We start from the raw sequence: 23,498 nt of genomic DNA on the forward strand, positions 1-23,498 counted from the left end.
AGCTACTTCAGCGCCTGGTCCAGGTCTCCGATCAGGTCCTCGGTGTCTTCGAGGCCGATCGAGATGCGCACGACGCCGTCGGTGATGCCCACTGCCGCACGACCTTCCGGCCCCATCGCGCGGTGCGTGGTGGTGGCCGGATGGGTGATCAGTGTCTTCGAGTCGCCGAGATTGTTGGAGATGTCGACGATACGCAACGCGTCGAGCACCTCGAAGGCGCGCTTCTTGCCTTCACCCTCAGGTGCTTCGAGCTCGAAGGTCACGACGGTTCCGCCGCCCGACATCTGCGACTTCGCCAGCTCGTACTGCGGATGTGATTGCAGGAAAGGATATTTCACCCAGCGCACCGCAGGGTGAGCTTCGAGGAACTCGGCAATCTGCAGCGCGGAGTTCACCGAATGCCGCACCCGCACCGGCATCGTCTCGAGCCCCTTGAGCAGGGTCCAGGCGTTGAACGGGCTCAGTGCAGGGCCGGTGTGCCGCATCAGAGTCTGCACCGGGCCTTCGATGTATTCCTTCGAGCCCAGGATCGCCCCGCCGAGTACCCGGCCCTGGCCGTCGATGTGTTTGGTGCCCGAGTACACGACCACGTCGGCCCCGAGTTCGAGGCTGCGCTGCAGCAGTGGCGTCGCGAACACGTTGTCCAACACCACCGTTGCGCCGGCAGCATGCGCCAGCTCGGAGACGTGCCTGACATCGACCAACGACTGCATCGGGTTGGACGGGGTCTCGAAGAACACCGCCGTCGTCGGCACCGACAGCGCCTGCTCCCACTGCTCGAGGTCTTCGCCGTCGACGAAGACGGTCTCGACGCCCCAGCGCGGCAGAATCTCGTTGCACACCACGAAGCACGACCCGAAAAGGCTACGCGCAGCGACCAATCGGTCGCCGGCCTTCAGCAGCGCACCGAGCGCGGTGAACACCGCGGACATGCCGCTGGACGTCCCGAAGCATGCCTCGGCACCCTCGATCAACCGCAGTCGCTCCTCGAACATCTTCACTGTCGGGTTGCCGTACCGCGAGTACACGAAGTGATCGATGTCGCCGGTGAAGGCCTGCTCGGCCGCGCCGGCACTCTCGTACACGAAACCCGAAGAGAGATACAGCGCTTCGGCGTTCTCGTCGAAGCCCGATCGCATCAGACCGCCGCGAACCCCGAGCGTTGCCTGACCCACACCCTCGGGCAAGGGCTTGTCGAATCCGCCGCCTTTGGGAATGTTCGTCACGACTGCCTCCAGGGCAACCCGACCGCACGCCAACCCGTGGCTCCGCGATGGCCGTCGGCGTCGGTGGCACCTTCGAAGCCGTCGAGCACGTTGTAGGACGGGCCGATTCCCGCAGCCGTCGCGGCTTCGGCAGCACCGATGGATCGCTGACCGGAGCGGCACAGGAACACCACGGGCCGATCTCCGTCCACGCCTGCGGCTTTCAGGTCGTCGACGAAGTTGGTGTTCCGGGCACCGTTGGGGAAGCTGACCCACTCGATCAGGTGTGTCGGGCGTTCGATACCGGAGGTGTCGGGAACTCCGACGTACTGCCACTCGGCACGCGTCCGAACATCCACGAGCACCGCCTCGGGGTTGCTCTGCAGCAACTCCCAGGCAGCTTCCGGGGTTATGTCACCTGCGTAGGTCACTGAATCAGCCTTCCGTCGCTTGCCGTTACGTCACACATACCAAGATCAGACATTGCACACCAGCCACTTGTCGTCCACGCGAACGAACTTCCACACGTCGTCGGTCTGCACTCCGGATTTCTCTTCCTTCAGTGGCACCGTGACCATTCCGCGGTCGCCGTTCACCTGGTACTCGGACGGCACACCGTCGATGGACGTCTCGCCGTTGCGCTCGACCTCGCCTGCTCGATCGGTTCGGTACTGCGCATCGTCACCGGGAATCAGGCGCTCGACCTGATCGAAACAGGTGTTCTGGCGCAGCAGGTCCGCGTCGCCGGTGTTCTGCGCTTCGAGGAATCCGTCGAGGCTGTCGGTGAGCAACTGGGCCTGCGTCACGTTGTCCTCCGCGGGGGCGAACTTCGAAGCTGCGAAGATGCCGACGAGCAGAACGACGACGATGCCCACGGCGATGATGAACGGCCACGCATTGGGCGGACGCTGCTCACCGGAGTCTGCGGCCGCTTGCGACGCGTTGTTGCGCGCTTCCTCACGACTGTCGACCCACTGCTGCCTACGTTCACTCCACGACGCCATGCGGCCAATCTTCCTCGATCCGACGGGCCCGGCACTATCGGGGTCCGACGGGAATGTCTCCTCGCAACGTGATGCGGTGCATCTTGCGGTGCTCGGTGCCGTAGTCGCGGTTGGCGTAGTGGGAGGTGCTGCGGTTGTCCCACAGCACCAGGTCGCCCAGCCGCCAGCGGTGCCGCACGATGTGTTCGGGTTTGGTCAGGTGCGCGTACAGCAGGTCCAGGATTCCGCGGCTCTCGGCTTCCGACACCCCCACGATGTGGGAGGTGAAACCCGGATTGACGAACAACCCCTTGCGGCCGGTTTCCGGATGGACCCGGACGACGGGATGTTCGACGGGGACCAGCGCGGTCACTTCCTTGCCGTCCCACACGTTGCCTTTTCCGCCGCGCTTCTGCGCGAGGTAGTAACCGAATTCGCGGTTGCCGTCGTGGATCGCCGTGAGTCCGTCGATCATTCGGCGGACCGGCGCGGACAGTGACTCGTAGGCGAGCTGACTGTCGGCCCAGTTGGTGTCACCGCCGTGCGGGGGCAGGACGACGGGACGCAGGATCGAGCCCATCGGCGGGCGTTCCATGAACGTGACGTCGGTGTGCCAGACGTCGGCGAATCCGTTGTCCTGGCTGTCGAGCGCGTAGACCTCGGGGGCGACGTGGCCGCTGTCGTGTACCGGGTGACCAGCGGTGAGGTCACCGAGACGACGGCCGAATTCGACGTGTGCCGCGTCGTCGAGCGTCTGCCCGCGCAGCACCAGAACCTTGTGTTCGACGAGGGCCCGGCGAACGGCGTGGATCTGCGCGTCGGACGCCGAGGCGACGTCGAGGCCGATGACCTCGGCACCGAACGATGGGCCGAGCTTGTCGACAGTGAGCGTGGAGGTCTGTTCCAGAGTGGTCATGTGTCCTCGAATCTGTGCACGGCCGGGCGCTGATCTTCGGCAACGCTGCCGTCGAGAGAGGGGTCCCGTCCTGCTGAAGGAGGGGAAGGGCGTCGGGTCTTGTCACCGACAACACATGTTGGTGCAGGTACGACAGAAGTCGACGGTGAACCGTCGGACCAGGTATGTCGTCTGCACAGAGCAATTCCTACCGGAAACCGGGAAATACGGCAAGTTGCCCTCTGCCCCAGCTCAGGTTGTCCTTAATTTATGCTGGGGTGTCCGCACTTCCCTCGAAGAAGGTAGCTCGCTGCACATGACCGATCAGACTCGTCCACTCCGCGTCGCCATCGTCGGTGCCGGACCGGCAGGCATCTACGCCGCCGACGCGCTCATGAAGTCCGACCACAATGTCAGCGGACCGGGCGTCAGCATCGACCTCTTCGAGCGCATGCCCGCGCCGTTCGGGCTGATCCGCTACGGCGTGGCCCCCGATCATCCGCGCATCAAGGGCATCATCACCGCCCTGCACAAGGTGCTCGACAAGCCCCAGGTACGCCTGCTCGGCAACATCGACTACGGCACCGACATCACGTTGGACGACTTGCGCCGCTTCTACGACGCCGTCATCTTCTCCACCGGAGCCAACGCGGACCGCGCCCTGAACATCCCCGGAATCGACCTCGAGGGCAGCTACGGCGCCGCCGACTTCGTCTCCTGGTACGACGGCCACCCGGACGTCCCGCGCACCTGGCCTCTGGAGGCGGAGAAGGTCGCCGTCCTGGGCGTCGGCAACGTCGCTCTCGACGTCGCACGCGTCCTCGCCAAGACCGGTGACGAACTGCTCCCCACCGAGATCCCGGCCAACGTCTACGAGGGCCTCAAGGCCAACAAGGCGATCGAGGTGCACGTCTTCGGCCGTCGTGGACCGGCTCAGGCCAAGTTCACTCCGCTGGAGCTTCGCGAACTCGACCACTCCCCCAATATCGAGGTCATCGTCTCTCCCGAGGACATCGACTACGACGAGGGCTCCGAGCAGGCCCGCCGCAGCTCCAAGCAGATCGACATGGTCGCCAACACCCTGCAGGACTGGGCCATCCGTGACGTCGGCGCTCGCCCGCACAAGCTGTTCCTGCACTTCTTCGAGTCCCCGCACGAGGTACTCGGCGCGGACGGCAAGGTCGTCGGTCTGCGCACCGAGCGCACCGAGCTCGACGGCACCGGCAACGTCAAGGGCACCGGCAAGTACAACGACTGGGACGTCCAGGCCGTCTACCGCGCCGTGGGCTACCTCAGCCAGAACATCAGCCAGCTCCCCTTCGACGAGCAGGCAGGCACCATCCCCAACGAGGCCGGACGCGTCGTCGAGTCCCCGCACTCGACCACGCCTGTTCCCGCCACCTACGTCACGGGCTGGATCAAACGCGGACCCGTCGGCCTCATCGGTCACACGAAGGGCGACGCCAACGAGACGGTCGCGAACCTGCTCGAGGATGCGCCGAGCTTCGTCGGTGCGGCCGAGCCGGATCTGGATGCCGTCACCTCGTTCCTCGAAGGCAAGCAGGTTCCCTTCACCACGTGGGACGGTTGGTACCGCCTCGACGCGCACGAGCGTTCACTCGGTGAGCCCGAGGGCCGCGAGCGCGTCAAGGTCGTCGAGCGTGAGGACATGCTGAAGGCTTCCGAGCCCGACAAGGCCTGAGTGCCTGCGGCAGTGGTGTGGTTGCGCCTCCGGCACATGACCACACCACTGCGCGAAGCGCTCTACACCCGCACTGCCAGCAGTTTTCCTTCGGTTTCGATTTTGCGCTGATGCTCGTTGAAATCAGGTGCAGCGCAGACGAACAGCGTTCGGCCGTCGGATCCGCCGAGTCCGCAGGCGAAGACCCCGAGATCGAAATCGAGCTGCTGAAGAATCTCCCCGCCCGGCGCCACGTGCAGCACTCGCTGCCCCAGCGCGTCGGCGATCCACATCGTGCCGTCGGTGTCGATGCAGCATCCGTCAGCGGCAACCTTCACCTCGCCGATGGCCGTAGCCATGTCCGTCGACGTCGGCAGTTCGCCGAATTTCGCCCAGTCACGCCGCTTCCCCAGGGATCCGTCCTCGGCGATGTCGAAGGCACTGACCCGGTTTCCGACCGTTTCGTCCACCAGCAGTTGGCCCGAAGCCGTGAACGCCATCCCGTTGGGGAAGTACAGATCCGACGCGACGACGTGCGCGGAACCGTCCGGGTCGACGCGAATCAGGTCGGCCGTCTCGACGGGCGCGAAGTTCATCAGATCGAAGCCGAAGTTTCCGATGTACGCGCGGCCCTGCGCATCGACGAGCATGTCGTTGAGGTTCGCCTTCACGTACGTCGACAGATCTGCGTGCACGGTCAGCGAGCCGTCGTGCTCACGCAGTAGCAGCTTGTAGTCGCGCATCGACACGATCAGCAGCCGCCCGTCGGGCAACCAGCCCAGGCCCGACGGTTGATTGGGCACCTCGGCTTCGACTCGTACGTCGGAGCCGTCCTCGAGGGCGGACACGACGCGATGGGAGTAGAAGTCCGATACCCAGATCCTCCCCTCGTGCCATCTCGGACATTCGAAGTAGGTGTATCCATCGAGAACGACTGTGGTCTCCGGTTTCATGTTTCGAATTCAAACACCACGAGCGGTGGCCGCGACGCCGAATGCGTGAGCTGGCATGCTGGGGACCGTGTTCGACGCCCACCTACACATCATCGACCCGAAGTTTCCGCTCATCGAGAACCACGGTTTCCTGCCCGATCCGTACACCGTCTCGAACTACCTCTACGACGTCGACGGGCTCGGTATCACCGGCGGCGCGGTGGTGACGGGATCGTTCCAGGGCTTCGATCAGAGTTTCCTGCTCGCTGCGTTGGAGACCCTGGGGCGCGGCTGGGTGGGCGTCACCCAGATCGATCCCGACTGTTCCGACGAGGACATCGTCGCGCTGAACGACGCGGGCGTGCGCGGTATGCGGTTCAATCTCAAACGCGGCGAGACGGATCTGCAGATGCTCACCACCCAGGCGCGTCGTGTCCACGAACTGGTGGGCTGGCACGCCGAGCTGTACGTCGATGCGTCCCTGCTGCTCTCGCTCGAGCCGATCCTCGCGAAACTGCCCGCCGTGAGCATCGACCACCTGGGCCTCTCGACGCAGGGCCTGCCGTATCTGCTCGATCTCGTCGATCGCGGAGTGCGCGTCAAGGCAACGGGATTCGGCCGGGTGGACCTCGACATCATCGACACTCTGCAGCAGATTCATCGCGTGAATCCGGCGGCGTTGATGTTCGGCACCGATCTGCCGGGCACCCGTGCCCCTCGTCCGTTCTCGGAGACCGACATCGACATCATTTCTCACGCCGTGGGCGGCGATCTCCCGGCGGTGCTCGACGGCAATGCCCGGGCTTGGTATCGCGTCCCTTAGACGAGTAGCGCTCCGCCGAGCCACACCGCCGAGGCGAGCAGGGCACCGAACAGCTCCACCAGAATGGACAACCCGGCAGCCTTGGTGGCGTGCACGGTGGATCTCCATGCCTCGGAATGGTTTCGATGCCTGGGCACTTCGGCGACATAGACGCCGGCGATGAAGCCGATGAACAGTCCGACGACGGGGATGACGAAGAATCCGACGATGCCGAGCAGTCCGCCGATCATCAGCGATCGCGTCGGCACGCCTGCCTCCCGCATGCGCCGCCCGGGCCAGGTGTACTTCACGACGCCACTGATCACCAGCAGCACCGTCGCGATCGCGAAGACCGTCCACGCGGCGGCTCCGCCGGTGACCCACGCCCAGACTGCGACGGCCGCGAAGATCAAGATGGTGCCCGGCAGAATCGGGACGACGATACCGACGAGGCCGACCAGAATCACCAGGCCGACCAGGACTTCTCCGAGCGCGCTCATGAGCTCAGTGTGCCCTGTGTCGGGTCAGACGACAGGACGAACCTTGCCTGCTGCCTCGCGTGCCCGGCTCCGCGCTGTCTCGATGTCCGACGCGGTGGACACTGCAACGCCCATCCGGCGCCGGACGAAACTCGTCGGCTTGCCGAACAGACGAAGATCGGTCTCGGGGACGGCCAGCGCATCGGCGACACCGTCGAAGTGGATGCCGTCCGCATCGACGCCGCCGTAGATCACCGCCGACGCACCGGGCGAGAGCAGCGTCGTGTCGATCGGCAGACCCAGAACGGCGCGGGCATGCAGCTCGAACTCCGAGAACCGTTGCGTCCGTATCGTCACCAGACCCGTATCGTGCGGCCGAGGACTGACCTCGGAGAAGTAGACGTTGTCGCCCTGCACGAACAGTTCGACGCCGAACAACCCGCGCCCACCGAGTGCCGTCGTGATCCGCTCGGCAACGTCGCGCGCACCGGCGAGGGCCGCGTCGGACATCGGCTGTGGTTGCCAGGATTCGATGTAGTCGCCGGATTCCTGCAGGTGCCCGATCGGCTCGCAGAACGACGTTCCGTCGGACGCCCGGACGGTGAGAAGCGTTATCTCGTAATCGAAATCGACGAATCCCTCGACGATGACGCGACCGAGATCGACGCGGCCACCCTTCAGTGCGTAGTCCCACGCCGCTTCGACATCGGCCTCGGTGCGAACGACCGACTGTCCCTTGCCCGACGAGGACATGACAGGCTTGATGACCGCGGGAAAGCCGATGGTGGACAATGCTTCTCGCACGTCTTCGAGTGAATCGGCGAACGCGTACGGTGACGTCGGCAGCCCGAGCTCCTCGGCCGCGAGACGCCTGATGCCCTCGCGGTTCATGGTCAACTGCGTCGCACGAGCCGTCGGGATCACCACACTCCGACCCCGCGCTTCGACCTCGGCCAGGGCATCGGTCGCGATGGCCTCGATCTCCGGCACCACATAATCCGGCTGCTGCGAATCGATCAGCGCCAGTAGTTCTTCGGGGTTGCTCATGTCGATCGTGAACGCGTGATGGGCCACCTGATGGCCAGGGGCGTTGTCGTAGCGATCGACGGCGATCACCTCGACGCCGAGGCGCTGGAACGCGATGATCACCTCTTTGCCCAGCTCACCCGAGCCGAGCAGCATCACCCGGGTGGCCCCGGGAGTGAGCGGAGTACCGATACGGACGGGATCTGGGGCAGTCACAGCCCTATTATCCACACCCCGATCGGTTGGACGACCTAGTACAAGTTAGTCTCCATTCACATTCGCAGCTGACGAGTCGGAACGAGGCAAATAACGTGTCGAACACTGGTGGACCACTCGCAGGGCTCCGAGTAGTCGAACTCGCAGGAATCGGGCCCGGCCCACACGCCGCACTGCTGCTGGCCGACCTCGGCGCAGACGTCGTACGCGTCCAGCGCGCCGGGCAGATCTCCCCCCACGACCACCAGCTGCGCAGCCGCACCATCGTCGAGGCGAACCTCAAGGATCCGGCCGACATCGAGAAGGTCCTCGGCCTGATCGAGCGCGCCGACGTGCTGATCGAAGGGTTCCGCCCCGGCGTCACCGAACGCCTCGGCCTCGGACCCGACGACGCCCTCGCCCGCAATCCACGCCTCGTCTACGGCCGCATGACCGGCTGGGGCCAGGAAGGTCCATGGGCGCAGACCGCAGGCCACGACATCAACTACATCTCCGTCACCGGCGTCCTGAACGCCATCGGCCGCGAGGGCGAGCGGCCCGTGCCGCCCCTGAACATGGTCGGCGATTTCGGCGGCGGCTCGATGTTCCTCGTCTTCGGCATCATGGCGGCGCTCTACGAGCGCCAGAGCTCCGGGCAGGGCCAGGTGGTCGACGCGGCCATGGTCGACGGCACCGCCGCGCTCTCTCACATGATCTGGTCCTGGCGTGGCGTCGGAGCCTGGAGCGACGACCGCGGCACCAACCTGCTCGACACCGGCGCGCCCTTCTACGACACCTACGAGACCTCCGACGGCCAGTACATGGCCGTCGGCTCGCTCGAGCCCCAGTTCTACGCTCAGCTGCTCACCGGATTGGGCCTCGCCGATGCGGACCTGCCGCCGCAGATGGACAAGTCGCGCTGGCCCGAGCTGCGCGAGAAGTTCACCGCGACATTCCTGTCCAAGACCCGCGACGAATGGGCCACGATCTTCGACGGCACCGACGCCTGCGTATCGCCGGTCCTCACCTTTGCCGAAGCCCCGAACCACCCGCACATGAAGGATCGCGACTCCCTCATCGACATCGGTGGAGTCACCCAGCACCGCCCGGCACCGCGGTTCTCCCGCACCGAGAACGGAGTCCCGACGCCACCGCCCGCCACGGCAACCGACATCGCGTCGGTCTGGAGCTGACGTGTGCCGAACTCGAAGCTGTGGACGCTTCTCGGCTGATTTCCGTCCGTAACTTCGAGTTCGCGGTCAGAACACAGCCGCTCAGAACACCAGGGCCGGCTGTTCCGATTCGGCGCTGGGGGCGAGGGCGCGATACGCCGCAGCCGTGGCCATCACCGCGGCCCGAAGCTCTTGCGGCTCCCGGGTGTACGGCAACCTGAGGTAGCGCTCGAACGCACCCTCGACGCCGAATCGCGGGCCTGCCGCCAGCACCGCCCCGAATGCAGGCGCAGTGGCGGCCAGCGCACTCGACACCGGTGCAGGCAGCTGCAACCACAGCGACATGCCGCCCTCGGAGCGGCGGTAGCGCCAGTCCGGAAGATGTTCTGCCAGAGCGTCTTCGAGCACCTCACGACGCTCACGTAGCTGCGATCGACGGAGCTCGAGCGCCGGTTCCGCGTCCTGCAGCAGGAACGACGACGCCAGCTGATCCATGATCGAGGTGCCGAGGTCGTGCGCTGCCCGCGAGCCTGCCAGCTGCGAGACCAGCGACGGATGCGCCCTGATCCATCCGATGCGCAGGCCGCCCCAGAACGACTTGGATGCCGAGCCGATCGTGACGATGTCGGACCCCGAGACCCGCCCGAACGACGCGACCGGCGGTGGCGGAGGGGCGTCGAGCCACAGGTCCACCATGGTTTCGTCGACGATGAGCGTCATCCGGGTGTCGCGGGTGATGCGTGCGAGCTCGGCCCGGCCCTCGGCACCCAGCACCTGCCCGGTGGGGTTATGGAAGTCCGGAATCAGATACGCGACCTTGGCGGCCGTTTGCCGTGCAGCGCTGCGGATCCCGTCGAGATCCCAGTCGCCGTCGGCCGGACGCACCGGCACCGGCACCGGCCGGGCACCCACCCGCCTGATGGCTTCGAGTGCGTTGGGGTAGGTGGGGTGATCGATCAGCACCCGGTCACCGGGCGAGGTCAGCGTGCCCAGCAGTAGCCGAACTGCCTGCTGCGCACCGGAAGTCACCATGATCTGATCGGCGGTCGTCGGCAGGCCACGCTCGACGAAGCGTTGCGCGATGGCCTCCCGCAGCACCGCCAGACCGATGGGCTCCATACCGTGCGTCGGTAGATACGTCGGAAGTGCCTGCAGCGCAGACTCGTACGCCGCAGTCATGGTGCCGTCCGCCGCTGCCATCGCTGCGTGAGACATGTCCACGACCGGACCCGAGGGCGATGTCGACTGAATCAACATTCCGTTGGGGGTGGGTGCAGCAGGGAGGGCAACGGTGCTGCGCGATCCCTGCTTGCTGATCAGATAGCCCTCGTCTCGTAGCACCGAGTACGAGGACGTGATGGTGGTACGACTGAGATCGAGAGCCGCCGACAGATCGCGCTCACTGGGCAGCCCGACACCGAGCGGAATGCGGCCGTCGTGAATCAGCAGTCGGACGCCATCTGCCAACGCGCGATACGTAGGACGCGACGCCTTGCGCCTACCGGATCCATCCGAGGACGCGTCGCCGCGCCAGCTGCCGAGATCGCGGGCCAGTGACGTTGCATTGAGGACTCTCGAAGCCATGCTCACCAGTATTCGCCGACTGGTCTTCAACTTTCAAGTCCATTGCGCCTTCCACTGGACTGCCGACTGGGGTCAGGTGGATACTGGACCGATGCCGACCAGCACTGTCTTCGACACCGCCATCGGCCTGTGCGGCATCGCGTGGACCGACGACGGAGTGGTCGCCGTCGCCCTGCCCGAGCCGTCGGCCGAGGCGATGTTGGACTACCTGGGCGGCTTCGGTGCGACGAGGGGGCCTCTCGACGCGCTCGCGGCCGACGCGACCGAGCGAATCGTCGCCATGCTCGACGGACGGACTGTCGACATGAGCACAATTCCCCTGGTCCTGGACGTCTCGGAGTTCGATGCCTCGGTCTACACCGTGTGTAGCGGGATTCCCCGGGGCTCGACTCTCACGTACGGCGACATCGCCCGCAGACTCGGCCACCCCGGTGCGGCCCAGGCCGTAGGCGGGGCGCTTGGACGTAACCCCGTGCCGATCATCGTTCCGTGCCATCGAGTGCTCGGCGCAGGCACGGAAGTCGGCGGCTTCTCGGCACCGGGTGGTACGAATACCAAACAAAAAATACTCGGTATCGAGGGAGTCCCGGGATTCGACGAGCCGACTTTGTTCTGAATTGAGCACAATTGATCGAAACTGCTCGTCAGAATAAACCTCCCGAAACAGGGAGTGGGTCCGGATTTCAGGCAGATATGCCGAGAGGCGCGATAGGAGCATCGACCGCCGACACCAATACAGCTTCCGGTCCTGGGCTCACATCGGATTCCTCCGAACGACCGCCGATCGTGAATGCACCCACATCCGGCAGCCACCCGATAGCGCCGCGTTGAAAGAGGTTGTACCGACCCGATCCGGTGGGCGTCGGGCGCTCGTTGCTGATCGGATACCCAAGTGCGCCATACGGTCCCCCGTGACCGAGGTACCAGTCGAGGATCGGACCGTGCACTTCGTGCGCGCCGCCTTCGGGAAGAGCGAACACGGTGGCATGCGTGAATTCGAGCATTCCCCCGCCCTCGGGACCGAGCATGAATTCACCGGCCTGAGCGCCGATCCAAGGATGTTCGTATGCGAAGCGATCGAATTGGTAGCTGAAAACTTCCAATCCGTTGTAATTTTCAGTCATCGCTCGACCTTTCGTCGCCCAACCTGGTCGCAATTATCCACGCCGACGACCAGCGGCGCCCTCCAATTTCGACATATATGTGAAAGAGCTAATTCAGGAGCGCGAGAATGTCTGCCGGAATTCGATCGGTGGCCGCCGGATCGATCACCGACCGCGACCACGAACCGCCGGCGCTGTCGAGACGAACGAGCTGACCGGGCCCGAGCAACCACAGCTGATCCCCCGCCGACCAGTTCACGCCGTAGCCGTATGCATCACTCGACGTGGCGGGATCGCTCGATCACAGCTGACGCTGTGCTGCATTGCGGTACTTCCTGCTCGTCGCTTCCTCGTATTCAGGACAATCGACTGTCGACGGCAGATCCGGGCACGAAAAAGCCCCGAGGCCGTGGGCCTCGGGGCTTCGATTTTCGCGGAACCGTCTACCGCAGGATGTCTCGCCGAACGATGGTTTCGTCGCGGCCCGGTCCGACTCCGATGCACGACATGTACGCGCCCGAGAGCTCTTCGAGACGCAGGACGTAGTTCTGCGCGTTGATGGGCAGTTCCTCGAACGTGCGGGCACCGGAGATGTCTTCCCACCAACCGGACATCTCCTCGTAGATCGGCTTCGCGTGATGGAAGCCGGTCTGCGTCATGGGCATCTCGTCGTGGCGGACGCCGTCGACGTCGTACGCAACGCAGATGGGCACCGTGTCCAGGCTGGAGAGCACGTCGAGCTTGGTCAGGAAGTAGTCGGTGATGCCGTTGACGCGGGTGGCGTACCGCGCGATGACAGCGTCGAACCAGCCGGTTCGCCGTGCACGCCCGGTGGTGACGCCCACCTCGCCGCCTTGCTTGGCCAGGTATTCACCGTGATTGTCGAACAGCTCCGTCGGGAACGGGCCCGAGCCGACACGCGTCGTGTAGGCCTTCAGGATGCCGAGGACGGTCCCGATCTTGTTGGGGCCGATACCGGAACCGACCGACGCGCCGCCCGCCGTCGGGTTCGAGGACGTGACATACGGGTACGTGCCGTGGTCGACGTCGAGCAAGGTGCCCTGCGACCCCTCGAGCAGAATCGTGTCGCCACGCTCGAGTGCCAGGTTGAGCTGCAGCCTGGTGTCGGTGATGCGGTGCTTGAAACCCTCGGCCTGCTCGAGCACCTCATCGACGACCTGCTGAGAATCCAGAGCCCGCCGGTTGTAGATCTTCGAGAGCACCTGGTTCTTGAATTCCAGTGCAGCCTCGACCTTTTGGGTCAGGATCTTCTCGTCGAGCACATCGGCAGCGCGGACGCCGACGCGAGCGAGCTTGTCCTGATAGCAGGGCCCGATGCCACGGCCGGTGGTCCCGATCTTCTTGGCACCGAGGAAGCGTTCGGTCACCTTGTCGATGGCCACGTGGTACGGCATGATCAGGTGCGCATCGGCGCTGAGCAGCAGGTTCGTGGTGTCGACGTCACGCTTCTCGAGGCCGTCGAGCTCGGTGAGCAACACACCCGGGTCGACGACGACGCCGTTGCCGATGACATTCTTCACGCCGGGCGTGAGAATTCCCGACGGGATGAGGTGCAGCGCGAACTTGTCGCCGTTCGGAAGAACCACGGTGTGGCCGGCGTTGTTGCCGCCCTGGTAGCGAACGACCCACTGAAGGCGTTCGCCGAATAGGTCGGTGGCTTTGCCTTTGCCCTCGTCGCCCCACTGGGCGCCGATCAGGACTATCGCCGGCATGTGCTCTCCTACGTTGCTTTCGTGCGAGGACGTGCTGCAGATATTGCTCGATCGAACGCAGCCGTCACCATTTGTCGCAGGCGCGACAGTGGCCGGGGGAACAGTCTAGCCGAGGCGGTGAGCTGGCCCGCATGCCGCTACGGTGGAGCCGAAACGAAGGCACTATGGTCGTTCGAGGGTTCACCCAAGATCTAGGAGCGCCGTGACACCGTTCGTTCTGCACTGCGGAAACCCGCCGTTGCCGATCACGCTGACCGACGTCCCACTGCGCAACGCCGATGCCGTTCCGACCGACGACGACTGCAGCGCGCTGTTCGCCGACATCGAATCCGCCCCCGCACCACGCATCATCGTGCTGGGCGACGACGCCTCGCTGGCCGCCGTTCTCACCAGGCTGATGCGCACCGACCGTCTGCACGTCGAAGTCGCGTTCGTACCGGATACCGCGACCGCTGCCGCCCACATCTACAAACTCGGGACCGGATCCCGTGCGGCCAAGGTCGCACTGACAGGAAAAGCGTCGAGCACTCCCCTCATTCGCGACGACGCGGGCAAGGCCGTCGTCGGTCGGGCGCTGCTCGGCGGTGCCGGCGGTGCGGAACTCGAGGGCGAGGCATACGTCGACGACACTCGGTTGTTCTCCGGAGTCGTACCCGGCGTCGAGGTGGCACCCACTCCGGAGTTGCCCGGACTGCGTGCGCGAGTGATGAGCCGTCGACGATTCCTGCCTCGCCGCTGGGTGAGCGGACGCGCGATGCAGCTCGGTTCCCCCGCCGCAGACCTGATGCGCGACGGCATCCCCGGCGACAGAACCGTGAAGAGGTCGACGTTCTATCGTCACCATCAGGAGTGGTTGCTGGTTCGATGACCGTTCCACAGATCCGATGACCGTTCCGCTACGGCGCAGGCCCGTTCTGCCGAGCCCGGTGTTCGTGGCCGTTCTCGCCGTCGCCGGAGGAGGCGGCGCGCTCGCGTGGACGGCCGAGGACGTCACCTCCACCGCCGCGCGCCTCGGGGTGTTCGTGCTGGTTCTCGCCGGGTGGATCGCCTCGGTGTGCCTGCACGAGTTCGGACACGCGTACACCGCTTTTCGGGCCGGCGACCGGGAAGTCGAACTCCGCGGCTACCTGACACTCAACCCCTTGAAGTACACCCACCCGTTGCTCTCGATCGTCTTGCCGGTGGTGTTCATCGCGATCGGCGGAATCGGACTTCCGGGCGGTGCCGTGTACCTGCGGACCGGCCAGTTCTCGGCGGGGACGCAACGGCGCATCGCCCTCGCGGGACCGTTCGCCAATGCCGTTGTCGCCGTGGCACTCCTGATCGTCGTTCGCGTGTTCGGCACCGACGGCACCCATCAGGCCTTCTGGTACGGACTCAGCTTCCTGGCCTTCCTGCAGATCATGGCCACGATCCTGAATTTGATTCCGGTACCCGGCCTCGACGGATATGCCGCACTCGAGCCCTCGCTCTCGCCCGCCACCCGTGCATCGCTGGACCAGTTCAAGGGCTACGGACTCCTCGTTCTCGTCGCGTTGCTGTTCGTGCCCGCCGTCAACTCCGCGTTCTTCGGGGCGATCTACACCCTGTTCGGGCTGTCCGGTGTTCCCGAGTTCTTCGCCGGCAACGGCAACTACCTGATGCGATTCTGGCTGTGACAGGTCCAGCGGGAAAGACTGCACGATACCGAGCTCAGTCGGCGGGATTCCGTCTGTTCGGGCAGGTTCCGTGCATTCTTTCCCAACACTGTCGGTGCCGGATCGCATAATGTGCGCATGACGACGTGGAACGAATTCTCGGCAGCGGCCCCGACACTCGCGTCGGCGGTGCGGGCTCGATTCACCGCCCACAAGCACCATGTTCTTGCGACGCTCCGGGCGGACGGCTCACCGCGCGTGAGCGGAACCGAGGTGGAGTTCGTGGACACCGGGGTGCTGCGGCTCGGCTCGATGCTCGGTGCCGTCAAAGCACGAGACCTGCAGCGCGACGGACGGTTCGCGCTGCACAGCAATCCGGGTCACCACTCGATGGAGGGTGGGGACGCGAAGATCGGCGGACGTGCCGTCGAAATCACCGATCCTGCTGTGCTGCAACCGATATTCGACGCATCACCGGGCGAGCTGGTGCCGTACCACGTGTTCGATCTCGATATCACCGAGGTCGTACTGACCTCACTGGTGGACGATCACATGCAGATCGACGTGTGGCGTCCCGGCTCCGACGTGCGCACCGTCACCAGGTGAGCTCTTCCTTGCAGGTTCGGCCGTGCGCGGCGGGTTCGACCTGCACCGTGGCATGGTCGAGGCCGTAGGTGGACAGTAACGATCGGGCTCGGTCGAGCACCATCGACGACGAGCCCTCGCATTCGAGATGCACCGTCGCGACATCCATTCCGGTGGTCAGTGTCCACACGTGCAGGTCGTGAACTCCCGTCACGCCCGGTAGTGCGTTCAGGTCTCCGGTCAATGCGTCGACGTCGACGTGTCCGGGACTGGCCTGGGTGAGAATGCGCAGGGCCGAGGCGGCGAGCTTGATCGCGCGCGGGATCACCCACAGGGAGATCAGGACGCCGACGACGATGTCCGCCCAGGTCCACCCGAACACGAGCATCAGCACGCCTGCCACGAGCACGCCGACACTGCCGACCGCATCGGCCAGGACCTCCATGTACGCGCCGCGGACGGCCAGGGAATCCTTGGCGTCGCCGCGAATGAGCAGCATGACGACGATATTGGCCGCGAGTCCGGCCGATGCGGTGAGAATCAGTGGTACGCCAGGGATTTCAGGTGCATCACCGATGCGAGAGACTGCCTCGTACATGATGAACGCCGCAACACCGAGCAGCAGGACGGCATTCGCGATGGCCGTCAACACCTCTGCCCGATGCCAGCCGAATGTCCGTGCTGCTGCGGCACTTCCCTTGCGAGCGAGCATCAACGCGATCAGACCCATCGACATGCCGAGCACATCGGTGAGCATGTGACCGGCGTCGGCGAGCAGGCCGAGCGAGCCGATCGCCAAGGCCACGGTCGCCTCGACGACGAGAAACACCACCAGGATGACCAGCGCGACGACCATCTTGCGGACGCGAGACCTGGGCGGCCCCGCACCTGCGGACGAGTGACCGCCCACTCCGTGACTGTGCCCGTGACCCGCGCCCATGACTCCCCCTGGTGACCGATGTCGACTTCCGGAAGCCACCATATGCGTACATACGCATATATGCAATGGTGCGCTCGGGTCACAACTCCGGCGGGACGTGCGGATGCTTCACCGTCGGCGGAAGCGTCGCCAAGGCGGAAATGCGCTTGAGCCCGGCGACCTGCAGCAAATCGACGATGATCGACCGCAACTGCGCCAACACCACCGTCGCCGACAGGCCGGCGTTCGAGATCAACTCCGGCTTGGCACCGGCCGCAACCGACCGCAACACTCGCGCCGCTTCCGCCGCGTCCGGCTTCTGCCCCGGATCGGCGAGGATCATCTGCCGCAACACCTCCACCGCATGCGCCAACTTCTCCACCTCGTCGACGACCCGCGGATCGAGGATCTCGTCGTCGCGCACCAGCGTCAGCGACCGTCGCGCGAGCACCCGGATATTGCGGACGGCATTGTCGATGGGGTCGGCCGTGGCCGCGAGCGCCGCCAGACGATTGCGGTGATTCCAGTACATCGGCGAGATCCGGGCAATTTCCCGGCCGCCCTTGAGATCGGTACGCAGAGCGTCGATACCCGACTGCGTCGCACGCGCCTTACGCAACGCCTCCTCGATCGGTTTGGGATCGTTCGCCACCAAACCGTCGGCCACCTTCTGCAACACACTCGCAGCCGTGGCCAGGACGTTCGCCGCATCCTTACGGGCGCGCCACACCGGATGCGTCGGGATCAACGCAACGATCGCGATGCCCACCAGACCACCGACCAACGCGTCGACCATGCGGTTGGGGCCACCCATGTTGCCCGGCGGGATCAGGGTCGCCACCAGCACCGCGGACGATCCGGCCTGCATCGCGATGATCGGACCACCGTCGAGGAACACCGCAGCCGACATCGCCAACACGACCACCAACGCGATCTGCCACGGACCACTGCCGATCAGCGAGATCAACAGATCGCCGATGCCGATGCCCACCGTCACGCCGACGACGAGCTCGGCCGATCGACGCAGGCGAGCACCGAGCGAGACGCCCAGCGACACGACGGCGGCGATCGGTGCGAAAAACGGGCTCTCGTGACCGACGATGTCGGTCGCGACGAACCACGCCACGCCTGCCGCCAACGCGCACTGAATGATCGGCAGCAACGACAACTTCAGCCGAGCGCTGCCCGACTTCAGCCGGGTCCGACCTCGCGCCCGGCTCGCGCGGGCCCGATCAGCCCAGGCCGAGCGCTTCTGCGGCCTTGGGGTCACAGTCTTCGAGGAGGTCGAGGCAGCGGGCGTACTCGTCGTGCTCGTTGATGTCGCGGGCCGCTTTGGCAAGGACTGCGACGCATCGGAGGAATCCTCGGTTGGGCTCATGGCTGTACGGGACCGGCCCGAATCCCTTCCATCCGTTACGACGCAACTGATCCAGACCTCGGTGATAACCGGTACGAGCGTAGGCGTAGGCCGTGATGGTGGCACCCGACTCGAGCGCGGCCTCGGCCAGGTAGGCCCAGGCGATGGACGCCGTCGGATGCGCCGCCGCGACGGTCTCGGGCGCTTCGTGGTTCAGCAGTGCGGATTCGGCCTCGTCGTCTCCGGGCAACAGTGTGGGTTGGGGTCCGAGCAGGTCACCGAAAGAAGTCATGGCGCTCATTGTGCCCCTACGTCACCGAATCGTGTCCGAACACCCCCGCATCGCTCGCGTCGAGCTGCGGAGACGGTCGATAGGCTGCCAGCTGACGAAATTCGAGACAGACCGCTCTTGCAAGAATTCGGTGAACGAGGGAGAACGCATGCCGGACGAGAAGAAGAAGGCGCCCTCCGAGGCCGACGCAGCCACCGAGAAGATCGATCTGGGCAAGAAGAAGCAGGTCGACGAGCCCGCCGACACTCCGACCGAGAAGATCGCCACTGATCCAGCCGAGGAGCCGGCAGCACCGGAAGCGACGCCGGTGGCGAAGCCGGTCGCGAAGCCGACCGCGGCCCCGCGTCGTATCCCGCCGCGAAACCAGTCCGAATCTCCAGCGAACGATGGCGCGGCAGAGAAGAAAGCGCCGGCAGCTGTGCCGCAACCGGTCGGTCCGAGAAAGATCGAGCCGCAGCGCTCAGCCCCCAAGCAGGTCGGTCCTCAGCGCATCGGACCCCCGCCGACGGAACCTGGCAAACCGAGTCACAAGAAGTGGTGGGCGGCGCTGGTGGCCGCGGTTGTCGTGATCGCGGCAGTGGCCGCCGGTGCGTACGTGCTGATCGACCGCACGAGCGTCGAGGACTCACCGGAAGCGCAGATTCGCACGACCGTCGAGTCGTTCACCCGAGCATTGGCCGGCGGCGACCTCGCCACGTTGCGCAGCACCTCGTGCGGTGACCTGGCGACGTTCTACCGAGACATCCCGGACGCGGAATTCGCCGATGTTCATCGCGTGTCGCTCGAGCAGGGCAACATACCGAACCTGGACAGCATCGACGCCATCCAGGTCAGCGACGACACCACCGCGATCGCTCAGGTGATCGCGCACACCGACGCCAACCCGAACGATCGATCGCCGCGCACCTTCGACCTGCGCCTCGAAGGCGATCAGTGGAAGGTGTGCAGCTGACGCTGCGTGTGCGCGGCGGAGCCTGCGGGTCGTTCCGCAGGCTCCACTCCTACCTCGTAGCCTGCTACGAAGTTCCGCTCACGTGAATCAGCCTGCGGATACGCTGCGGCCTGCGGACTTGAGGTCGTTGCACGCCTCGACGACGCGGGCCGTCATGCCGGCCTCGGCCTTCTTGAGGTAGCTGCGCGGGTCGTAGGCCTTCTTGTTGCCGACCTCGCCGTCGACCTTGAGCACACCGTCGTAGTTGGAGAAGAAGTGTCCGGCGATGGGACGGCTGAACGCGTACTGGGTGTCGGTGTCGACGTTCATCTTCACCACGCCGTACTCGAGCGCCTCTTCGATCTCGCTCTTCGCCGATCCCGATCCGCCGTGGAAGACGAAGTCGAACGGCTTGGAACCCGATGCCAGGCCCAGCTTCTCCGTCGCGACCTTCTGGCCATCTGCCAGCACCGACGGCTTGAGCTTGACGTTGCCCGGCTTGTAGACGCCATGCACGTTGCCGAACGTCGCCGCCAGCAGGTAACGCGAGCCCGCGTCGCCCGCGCCGAGGGCCTCGACGGTCTTGAGGAAGTCCTCGTTGGAGGTGTAGAGCTTGTCGTTGATCTCCGCCTCGACGCCGTCTTCCTCGCCGCCGACAACACCGATCTCGACCTCGAGAATGATGTTGGCTGCTGCAGCGCGGGCGAGCAGATCCTTGGCGATCTCGAGGTTCTCGTCGATCGGGATGGCCGAGCCGTCCCACATGTGCGACTGGAACAGCGGGTTCTTGCCTGCGTCGACGCGCTCCTGCGAGATCGCGATCAGCGGACGCACGTACGTGTCCAGCTTGTCCTTGGGGCAGTGGTCGGTGTGCAGAGCGATGGTGACGTCGTACTTGGCGGCGATCACGTGCGCGAACTCGGCGAGCGCCACGGCACCGACGACCATGTCCTTGATGCCCAGTCCTGATCCGAACTCGGCTCCGCCGGTCGAGAACTGGATGATGCCGTCGCTACCCGCGTCGGCGAAGCCCTTGATGGCGGCGTTGATGGACTCGGAACCCACACAGTTGATTGCCGGAAAGGCGAACTTGTGTTCCTTCGCCCGGCCCAGCATCTCGGCGTAGACCTCGGGAGTTGCGATAGGCACGGCGTCATTCCTCCATTGAAAAGTTCGGTTGTGTCCACTGCAGTATGGCAACCCCCGGGCGCGGTGTCGTGCGTACCCGCATCCCCTTGGTCATTCCGCAGGCTCGCCGCGGCTGACGGACAGGCCATTGCATCCACAGCGGAAGGACACCGACTGTTCAGGACTTACCAGTTTCGGCCGGTAGTGTGGGCGCGGTGAGTCTCCTAGCTGCCTCGGAAACGATGACGACGAACCTGGCCCTGTTGCCGGGATTCCTCGACCCGGTGAACCTGCTCAACTCCTTCGGTCACTGGGTGTTGATCGGGCTGCTGCTGGTGGTCTTCATCGAGTCGGGGCTGCTCTTTCCACTGCTACCGGGCGATTCGCTGCTCTTCACTGCCGGGCTGATCGCGGCGTCGAAGTCCACCGAGATCGAGCCGTTCGCGTCCATCTGGACCCTTGTCATTCTGATCCCGATCGCGGCGATCCTCGGTGATCAGGTCGGCTATCTCATCGGCACCAAGGGTGGCGCGGCTCTCTTCAAGAGCAACGATTCGCGGTTCTTCAAGAAGAAGTACATCGACGAATCGCACCTCTTCTTCGAGAAGCACGGTCCGATCACCATCATCCTGGCGCGCTTCGTGCCGATCGTGCGGACGTTCGCGCCGGTCGTCGCCGGTGCGTCGCACATGAAGTACTCGCTGTTCCTCACCTACAACGTCGTCGGCGGCATCCTCTGGGGCGCGGGCGTGACAGTGCTGGGGTACCTGCTCGGACAGATCGCGTTCATCCGCGAACACGTCGACATCATCTTCCTGATCATCGTCGCCGTCTCCGTCCTGCCCATCGTCATCGAGGTCGGCAAGCGCATGATCAAAGCCCGCAAGACCCCGCTGGGCGAGGCCACCGATGTGATCGAGGCAGACGCCCCGGACACCAAGTCCTGATCGTGATCCTCCGAAAGTGATCTAGTCCATGTCTTCGATTGCCACAGCGCTGCCGACGGTGTCCGTTCAAGCCGTCGGTAGTTTCGGTCCGCTGGAAACCGCAGGCCCGCTCGTCGTGTGGATCATCGTGATGACTTTCGTGTTCATCGAATGCGCGGTGATCATCGGGTTGTTCCTGCCGGGCGATTCGATGCTGATCACGGCAGGAATCGTGATGGCGACCCATGCGTCGGGCACCGGTCACATCTGGGCGCTGTCGCTCGGTGCGATGGTCGCCGCCATCGCAGGCAACCAGGTGGGGTACTCGATCGGTCACCGGACCGGCTCGACCCTGGTGGCCCGCAAGAACGGCAAGTACCTCAACACCAAGAACCTACACAAGGTCAATCTCCTGCTCGAGAAGCACGGCTTCTGGGCGGTGCTGGTCGCACGGTGGATCCCCTGGGTGCGCACCCTGTGCCCGCTGGTCGCGGGAGCCGCGAAGATGGATCACCGCAAGTACACGATCGCCAGCACCCTCGGTGCCATCATCTGGGCTCCGGTGCTGCTGCTGATCGGGTTCTACTTCGGCTCGTTCATCGAGGGCATCCCGTGGCTGATGCCCGCTGTCCTGATCTCCATGGTCGTGCTGCTGGTCGTCGGAACCGGACTCGGTATCTGGCAGTACCGCAAGGAAATGGCACGCCCCGAAGAGACCATCGAGGTCGAAGAAGTCGTGGAGTAGCGGCTCTAGAATCCTGGCAGGAGTGGAGCCTGCGGAACGACTCAGAAACCTGCAGCTGCGACGCGGTAGGCGGCTTCCATGAGCATCCAGCCGCCGAGTTGCACCGAGAGGTCCCGTTCGGGCACGTCGGACGGTCGGACCGTTCCTTCGGCGAACGTGGCGATGTGCAGGCCTTGTCCCGGGAACCGGGCTTCGCGGGTCCAGTCGGCCCCGAACAGTGGATTGTCTTCCACTTCGAGGCGGTTCTCCCACGCCGACTCGGCCGAGTTCAAGACGATCGCTGCTGCGACTTCGCGTGCGCGGTCGTCGGCGTCGGAGTCTCCGGGTAGCTCCACCGCGACCACCGCCAGGTAGCGCGCGAGGATCGGGTTGAACAGGCCACCGTCTCCCCCACCGCCGCCGGTGATGACGAGGTTGCGGGTCAGGTGGTTGTCGACGGCGTCGACCAGAGCATGGACTCGCTGCGCGTGCCTGGGTTCGCCGAGCCGAACGGCGAGTTCGGTCTCGAGGCCCAACGTGACGCCCTGGCAGTAGCTGTAGACGGCGCGTTCCATCTCGCCGGGCTCACCGGCGTCGACGAGTGCGCGAGTGGAGTGCATTCCGTCCAGAATCAGGCCCGTGCGCGCGTCCTTGAGGGTGCGATCCATCCAGTCGGCCATCTCCTGGGCACGCCACAGCCGCCCGGTCCGCGCGAGCATGATCGCCGCCGGACCGTTGGCGGGTGCGTTGTAGAAGTCGGACTTCTTGCGCCACGGAATGCCGCCACCCTCGGCCGGAGCCCAGGCGTCGAACAATTCCATCTCGATCTGCTGGATGCCACCGCGATTGCCGACGAAGTGCTGCCGCTGAGCGCGTTCGAGCGCCAACCCGAGCCACGCCATGTCGTCGTAGTAGTTGTTGGTCCACCCGCTGACGTTGCGGGTGCGGTGTGCTCGGGTGATCTTGTTCAATCGCCGACGGCGCTTGGCGGTGAGATCGCGATCTGCGGCGTCGACCGCGCAGTCGAGCAGATGGGCCTGCCACCAGTAGTGCCAGCGCAGGAACATCCGTTCCGTGCGTACCGGTGGCCAGGCCACAACTCCCAACGTCGTGCCCGGCAGCCCCCACAGCCGACGCATGTGCCGCGCGACGACGGCCCCCTCCGCAGCGTCCGCACGCTGCGACCACAACTCCTGCATACCCGCAATC

The 23,498-nt window shown here is 65.1% G+C and carries 26 protein-coding genes; 10 read left to right on the forward strand and 16 right to left on the reverse strand.

Translation table 11 applies throughout. The annotated features are described in order from the left end of the window. Positions 1-2: 2 nt before the first annotated feature. Genes ABZ677_RS02115 through ABZ677_RS02130 form a run of 4 tightly spaced genes read right to left on the reverse strand, consistent with a single transcriptional unit; the run spans position 3 to position 3,104 of the window. Complete coding sequence (locus tag ABZ677_RS02115) at positions 3-1,226, reverse strand: O-succinylhomoserine sulfhydrylase (protein WP_358366361.1); 1,224 nt, start codon at positions 1,224-1,226, stop codon at positions 3-5. Beyond that, positions 1,223-1,636, reverse strand: coding sequence for a rhodanese-like domain-containing protein (locus ABZ677_RS02120; RefSeq protein WP_358366362.1), 414 nt, complete (start codon positions 1,634-1,636; stop codon positions 1,223-1,225). The genes ABZ677_RS02115 and ABZ677_RS02120 overlap by 4 nt, the downstream gene beginning before the upstream one ends. A 45-nt stretch (positions 1,637-1,681) precedes the next feature. Further along, positions 1,682-2,209 carry a hypothetical protein gene (locus tag ABZ677_RS02125; RefSeq protein WP_358366363.1) on the reverse strand — a complete coding sequence of 176 codons (528 nt, stop codon included), beginning with the start codon at positions 2,207-2,209 and terminating at the stop codon, positions 1,682-1,684. Between the two features lie 34 nt (positions 2,210-2,243). Continuing rightward, positions 2,244-3,104 (reverse strand): TauD/TfdA family dioxygenase, encoded by an 861-nt coding sequence (locus ABZ677_RS02130; RefSeq protein ID WP_094741047.1) that lies wholly within the window; start codon positions 3,102-3,104, stop codon positions 2,244-2,246. A 295-nt stretch (positions 3,105-3,399) separates the two neighbouring features. On the opposite strand from ABZ677_RS02130, the gene ABZ677_RS02135 reads away from it, so the two are divergent. Then, on the forward strand, positions 3,400-4,785 hold the full coding sequence (locus ABZ677_RS02135) for an FAD-dependent oxidoreductase (RefSeq protein ID WP_094632594.1): 1,386 nt from the start codon (positions 3,400-3,402) through the stop codon (positions 4,783-4,785). Positions 4,786-4,847: 62 nt separating this feature from the next. Here ABZ677_RS02135 and ABZ677_RS02140 read toward each other — a convergent pair whose 3' ends face one another. Then, a complete protein-coding gene (locus ABZ677_RS02140; protein ID WP_358366364.1) occupies positions 4,848-5,717 on the reverse strand; it encodes an SMP-30/gluconolactonase/LRE family protein in 870 nt (289 codons plus the stop codon). 67 nt (positions 5,718-5,784) lie between these two features. Between ABZ677_RS02140 and ABZ677_RS02145 the strand changes: the two genes are divergently transcribed. Further along, positions 5,785-6,519: an amidohydrolase family protein gene (locus ABZ677_RS02145; protein ID WP_176460781.1), complete on the forward strand. Its 735-nt coding sequence runs from the start codon at positions 5,785-5,787 to the stop codon at positions 6,517-6,519. Here the strand turns inward: ABZ677_RS02145 and ABZ677_RS02150 are convergent. Together ABZ677_RS02150 and purT are read right to left on the reverse strand one after the other, a co-directional pair. Beyond that, positions 6,516-6,998 (reverse strand): DUF456 domain-containing protein, encoded by a 483-nt coding sequence (locus ABZ677_RS02150; RefSeq protein WP_094632591.1) that lies wholly within the window; start codon positions 6,996-6,998, stop codon positions 6,516-6,518. The two genes, ABZ677_RS02145 and ABZ677_RS02150, sit on opposite strands and share 4 nt — an antisense overlap. Positions 6,999-7,022: 24 nt before the next feature. Next, complete coding sequence (gene purT / locus ABZ677_RS02155; RefSeq protein ID WP_358366365.1) at positions 7,023-8,219, reverse strand: formate-dependent phosphoribosylglycinamide formyltransferase; 1,197 nt, start codon at positions 8,217-8,219, stop codon at positions 7,023-7,025. A 95-nt stretch (positions 8,220-8,314) separates the two neighbouring features. Between purT and ABZ677_RS02160 the strand changes: the two genes are divergently transcribed. Next, complete coding sequence (locus tag ABZ677_RS02160) at positions 8,315-9,391, forward strand: CaiB/BaiF CoA-transferase family protein (protein WP_358366366.1); 1,077 nt, start codon at positions 8,315-8,317, stop codon at positions 9,389-9,391. Between the two features lie 81 nt (positions 9,392-9,472). Here the strand turns inward: ABZ677_RS02160 and ABZ677_RS02165 are convergent, their stop codons facing one another. Beyond that, positions 9,473-10,954 (reverse strand): PLP-dependent aminotransferase family protein, encoded by a 1,482-nt coding sequence (locus ABZ677_RS02165; RefSeq protein ID WP_037190444.1) that lies wholly within the window; start codon positions 10,952-10,954, stop codon positions 9,473-9,475. A 91-nt stretch (positions 10,955-11,045) separates the two neighbouring features. On the opposite strand from ABZ677_RS02165, the gene ABZ677_RS02170 reads away from it, so the two are divergent. Then, positions 11,046-11,570 (forward strand): methylated-DNA--[protein]-cysteine S-methyltransferase, encoded by a 525-nt coding sequence (locus ABZ677_RS02170; RefSeq protein WP_094741176.1) that lies wholly within the window; start codon positions 11,046-11,048, stop codon positions 11,568-11,570. Between the two features lie 67 nt (positions 11,571-11,637). On the opposite strand, the gene ABZ677_RS02175 is transcribed toward ABZ677_RS02170, so the two are convergent. From ABZ677_RS02175 to ABZ677_RS02185, 3 genes are all read right to left on the reverse strand, one after another. Next, positions 11,638-12,078 carry an LGFP repeat protein gene (locus ABZ677_RS02175; RefSeq protein WP_037190445.1) on the reverse strand — a complete coding sequence of 147 codons (441 nt, stop codon included), beginning with the start codon at positions 12,076-12,078 and terminating at the stop codon, positions 11,638-11,640. Between the two features lie 88 nt (positions 12,079-12,166). After that, positions 12,167-12,316, reverse strand: coding sequence for a hypothetical protein (locus ABZ677_RS02180; RefSeq protein ID WP_358366367.1), 150 nt, complete (start codon positions 12,314-12,316; stop codon positions 12,167-12,169). Positions 12,317-12,500: 184 nt separating this feature from the next. Then, positions 12,501-13,790, reverse strand: a complete 1,290-nt coding sequence (locus tag ABZ677_RS02185; RefSeq protein ID WP_358366368.1) for an adenylosuccinate synthase — start codon at positions 13,788-13,790, stop codon at positions 12,501-12,503. Between the two features lie 202 nt (positions 13,791-13,992). Here ABZ677_RS02185 and ABZ677_RS02190 point away from each other — a divergent pair, with 202 nt between their 5' ends. From ABZ677_RS02190 to ABZ677_RS02200, 3 genes are all read left to right on the forward strand, one after another. Next, positions 13,993-14,658: a hypothetical protein gene (locus ABZ677_RS02190; RefSeq protein ID WP_358366369.1), complete on the forward strand. Its 666-nt coding sequence runs from the start codon at positions 13,993-13,995 to the stop codon at positions 14,656-14,658. Between the two features lie 16 nt (positions 14,659-14,674). Then, positions 14,675-15,448, forward strand: coding sequence for a site-2 protease family protein (locus ABZ677_RS02195; RefSeq protein ID WP_358366370.1), 774 nt, complete (start codon positions 14,675-14,677; stop codon positions 15,446-15,448). 117 nt (positions 15,449-15,565) lie between these two features. Next, positions 15,566-16,033: a pyridoxamine 5'-phosphate oxidase family protein gene (locus ABZ677_RS02200; RefSeq protein ID WP_358366371.1), complete on the forward strand. Its 468-nt coding sequence runs from the start codon at positions 15,566-15,568 to the stop codon at positions 16,031-16,033. Here ABZ677_RS02200 and ABZ677_RS02205 read toward each other — a convergent pair. The 3 genes from ABZ677_RS02205 to ABZ677_RS02215 all read right to left on the reverse strand — a co-directional run bounded on the left by ABZ677_RS02205 (position 16,023) and on the right by ABZ677_RS02215 (position 18,580). Beyond that, positions 16,023-16,952, reverse strand: coding sequence for a cation diffusion facilitator family transporter (locus ABZ677_RS02205; protein WP_037190455.1), 930 nt, complete (start codon positions 16,950-16,952; stop codon positions 16,023-16,025). The two genes, ABZ677_RS02200 and ABZ677_RS02205, sit on opposite strands and share 11 nt — an antisense overlap. A gap of 79 nt (positions 16,953-17,031) precedes the next feature. Further along, positions 17,032-18,126: an FUSC family protein gene (locus tag ABZ677_RS02210; protein ID WP_032380739.1), complete on the reverse strand. Its 1,095-nt coding sequence runs from the start codon at positions 18,124-18,126 to the stop codon at positions 17,032-17,034. A 37-nt stretch (positions 18,127-18,163) separates the two neighbouring features. Then, on the reverse strand, positions 18,164-18,580 hold the full coding sequence (locus tag ABZ677_RS02215) for a DUF3151 domain-containing protein (RefSeq protein WP_032397398.1): 417 nt from the start codon (positions 18,578-18,580) through the stop codon (positions 18,164-18,166). A gap of 148 nt (positions 18,581-18,728) precedes the next feature. Between ABZ677_RS02215 and ABZ677_RS02220 the strand changes: the two genes are divergently transcribed. Beyond that, positions 18,729-19,532, forward strand: coding sequence for a hypothetical protein (locus tag ABZ677_RS02220; RefSeq protein WP_358366372.1), 804 nt, complete (start codon positions 18,729-18,731; stop codon positions 19,530-19,532). 87 nt (positions 19,533-19,619) lie between these two features. Here ABZ677_RS02220 and fbaA read toward each other — a convergent pair whose 3' ends face one another. After that, positions 19,620-20,660: a class II fructose-bisphosphate aldolase gene (fbaA, locus tag ABZ677_RS02225; RefSeq protein ID WP_037190456.1), complete on the reverse strand. Its 1,041-nt coding sequence runs from the start codon at positions 20,658-20,660 to the stop codon at positions 19,620-19,622. Between the two features lie 221 nt (positions 20,661-20,881). Here fbaA and ABZ677_RS02230 point away from each other — a divergent pair, with 221 nt between their 5' ends. Together ABZ677_RS02230 and ABZ677_RS02235 are read left to right on the forward strand one after the other, a co-directional pair. After that, positions 20,882-21,586 carry a VTT domain-containing protein gene (locus ABZ677_RS02230; RefSeq protein WP_052047621.1) on the forward strand — a complete coding sequence of 235 codons (705 nt, stop codon included), beginning with the start codon at positions 20,882-20,884 and terminating at the stop codon, positions 21,584-21,586. A gap of 28 nt (positions 21,587-21,614) precedes the next feature. Beyond that, positions 21,615-22,310, forward strand: coding sequence for a DedA family protein (locus tag ABZ677_RS02235; RefSeq protein ID WP_052047622.1), 696 nt, complete (start codon positions 21,615-21,617; stop codon positions 22,308-22,310). 41 nt (positions 22,311-22,351) lie between these two features. Here the strand turns inward: ABZ677_RS02235 and ABZ677_RS02240 are convergent, their stop codons facing one another. After that, the gene (locus ABZ677_RS02240; RefSeq protein WP_358366373.1) at positions 22,352-23,488 is read right to left on the reverse strand and encodes a glycoside hydrolase family 76 protein; all 1,137 of its coding nucleotides are present in this window, start codon (positions 23,486-23,488) and stop codon (positions 22,352-22,354) included. Between the last annotated feature and the right edge of the window lie 10 nt (positions 23,489-23,498).

It is taken from the genome of Rhodococcus sp. NPDC006774, from assembly GCF_040636045.1.
Lineage (GTDB): Bacteria > Actinomycetota > Actinomycetes > Mycobacteriales > Mycobacteriaceae > Rhodococcoides.

Bases quoted from the DNA above. Each gene is read 5' to 3' on its own strand.
- ABZ677_RS02125 (WP_358366363.1), bottom strand. From the start codon at position 2,209: ATGGCGTCGTGGAGTGAACGTAGGCAGCAGTGGGTCGACAGTCGTGAG.
- ABZ677_RS02130 (WP_094741047.1), bottom strand. From the start codon at position 3,104: ATGACCACTCTGGAACAGACCTCCACGCTCACTGTCGACAAGCTCGGC.
- ABZ677_RS02135 (WP_094632594.1), top strand. From the start codon at position 3,400: ATGACCGATCAGACTCGTCCACTCCGCGTCGCCATCGTCGGTGCCGGA.
- ABZ677_RS02140 (WP_358366364.1), bottom strand. From the start codon at position 5,717: ATGAAACCGGAGACCACAGTCGTTCTCGATGGATACACCTACTTCGAA.
- ABZ677_RS02150 (WP_094632591.1), bottom strand. From the start codon at position 6,998: ATGAGCGCGCTCGGAGAAGTCCTGGTCGGCCTGGTGATTCTGGTCGGC.
- ABZ677_RS02165 (WP_037190444.1), bottom strand. From the start codon at position 10,954: ATGGCTTCGAGAGTCCTCAATGCAACGTCACTGGCCCGCGATCTCGGC.
- ABZ677_RS02170 (WP_094741176.1), top strand. From the start codon at position 11,046: ATGCCGACCAGCACTGTCTTCGACACCGCCATCGGCCTGTGCGGCATC.
- ABZ677_RS02175 (WP_037190445.1), bottom strand. From the start codon at position 12,078: ATGACTGAAAATTACAACGGATTGGAAGTTTTCAGCTACCAATTCGAT.
- ABZ677_RS02185 (WP_358366368.1), bottom strand. From the start codon at position 13,790: ATGCCGGCGATAGTCCTGATCGGCGCCCAGTGGGGCGACGAGGGCAAA.
- ABZ677_RS02195 (WP_358366370.1), top strand. From the start codon at position 14,675: ATGACCGTTCCGCTACGGCGCAGGCCCGTTCTGCCGAGCCCGGTGTTC.
- ABZ677_RS02200 (WP_358366371.1), top strand. From the start codon at position 15,566: ATGACGACGTGGAACGAATTCTCGGCAGCGGCCCCGACACTCGCGTCG.
- ABZ677_RS02205 (WP_037190455.1), bottom strand. From the start codon at position 16,952: ATGGGCGCGGGTCACGGGCACAGTCACGGAGTGGGCGGTCACTCGTCC.
- ABZ677_RS02215 (WP_032397398.1), bottom strand. From the start codon at position 18,580: ATGACTTCTTTCGGTGACCTGCTCGGACCCCAACCCACACTGTTGCCC.
- ABZ677_RS02220 (WP_358366372.1), top strand. From the start codon at position 18,729: ATGCCGGACGAGAAGAAGAAGGCGCCCTCCGAGGCCGACGCAGCCACC.
- ABZ677_RS02230 (WP_052047621.1), top strand. From the start codon at position 20,882: ATGACGACGAACCTGGCCCTGTTGCCGGGATTCCTCGACCCGGTGAAC.
- ABZ677_RS02235 (WP_052047622.1), top strand. From the start codon at position 21,615: ATGTCTTCGATTGCCACAGCGCTGCCGACGGTGTCCGTTCAAGCCGTC.
- ABZ677_RS02240 (WP_358366373.1), bottom strand. From the start codon at position 23,488: ATGCAGGAGTTGTGGTCGCAGCGTGCGGACGCTGCGGAGGGGGCCGTC.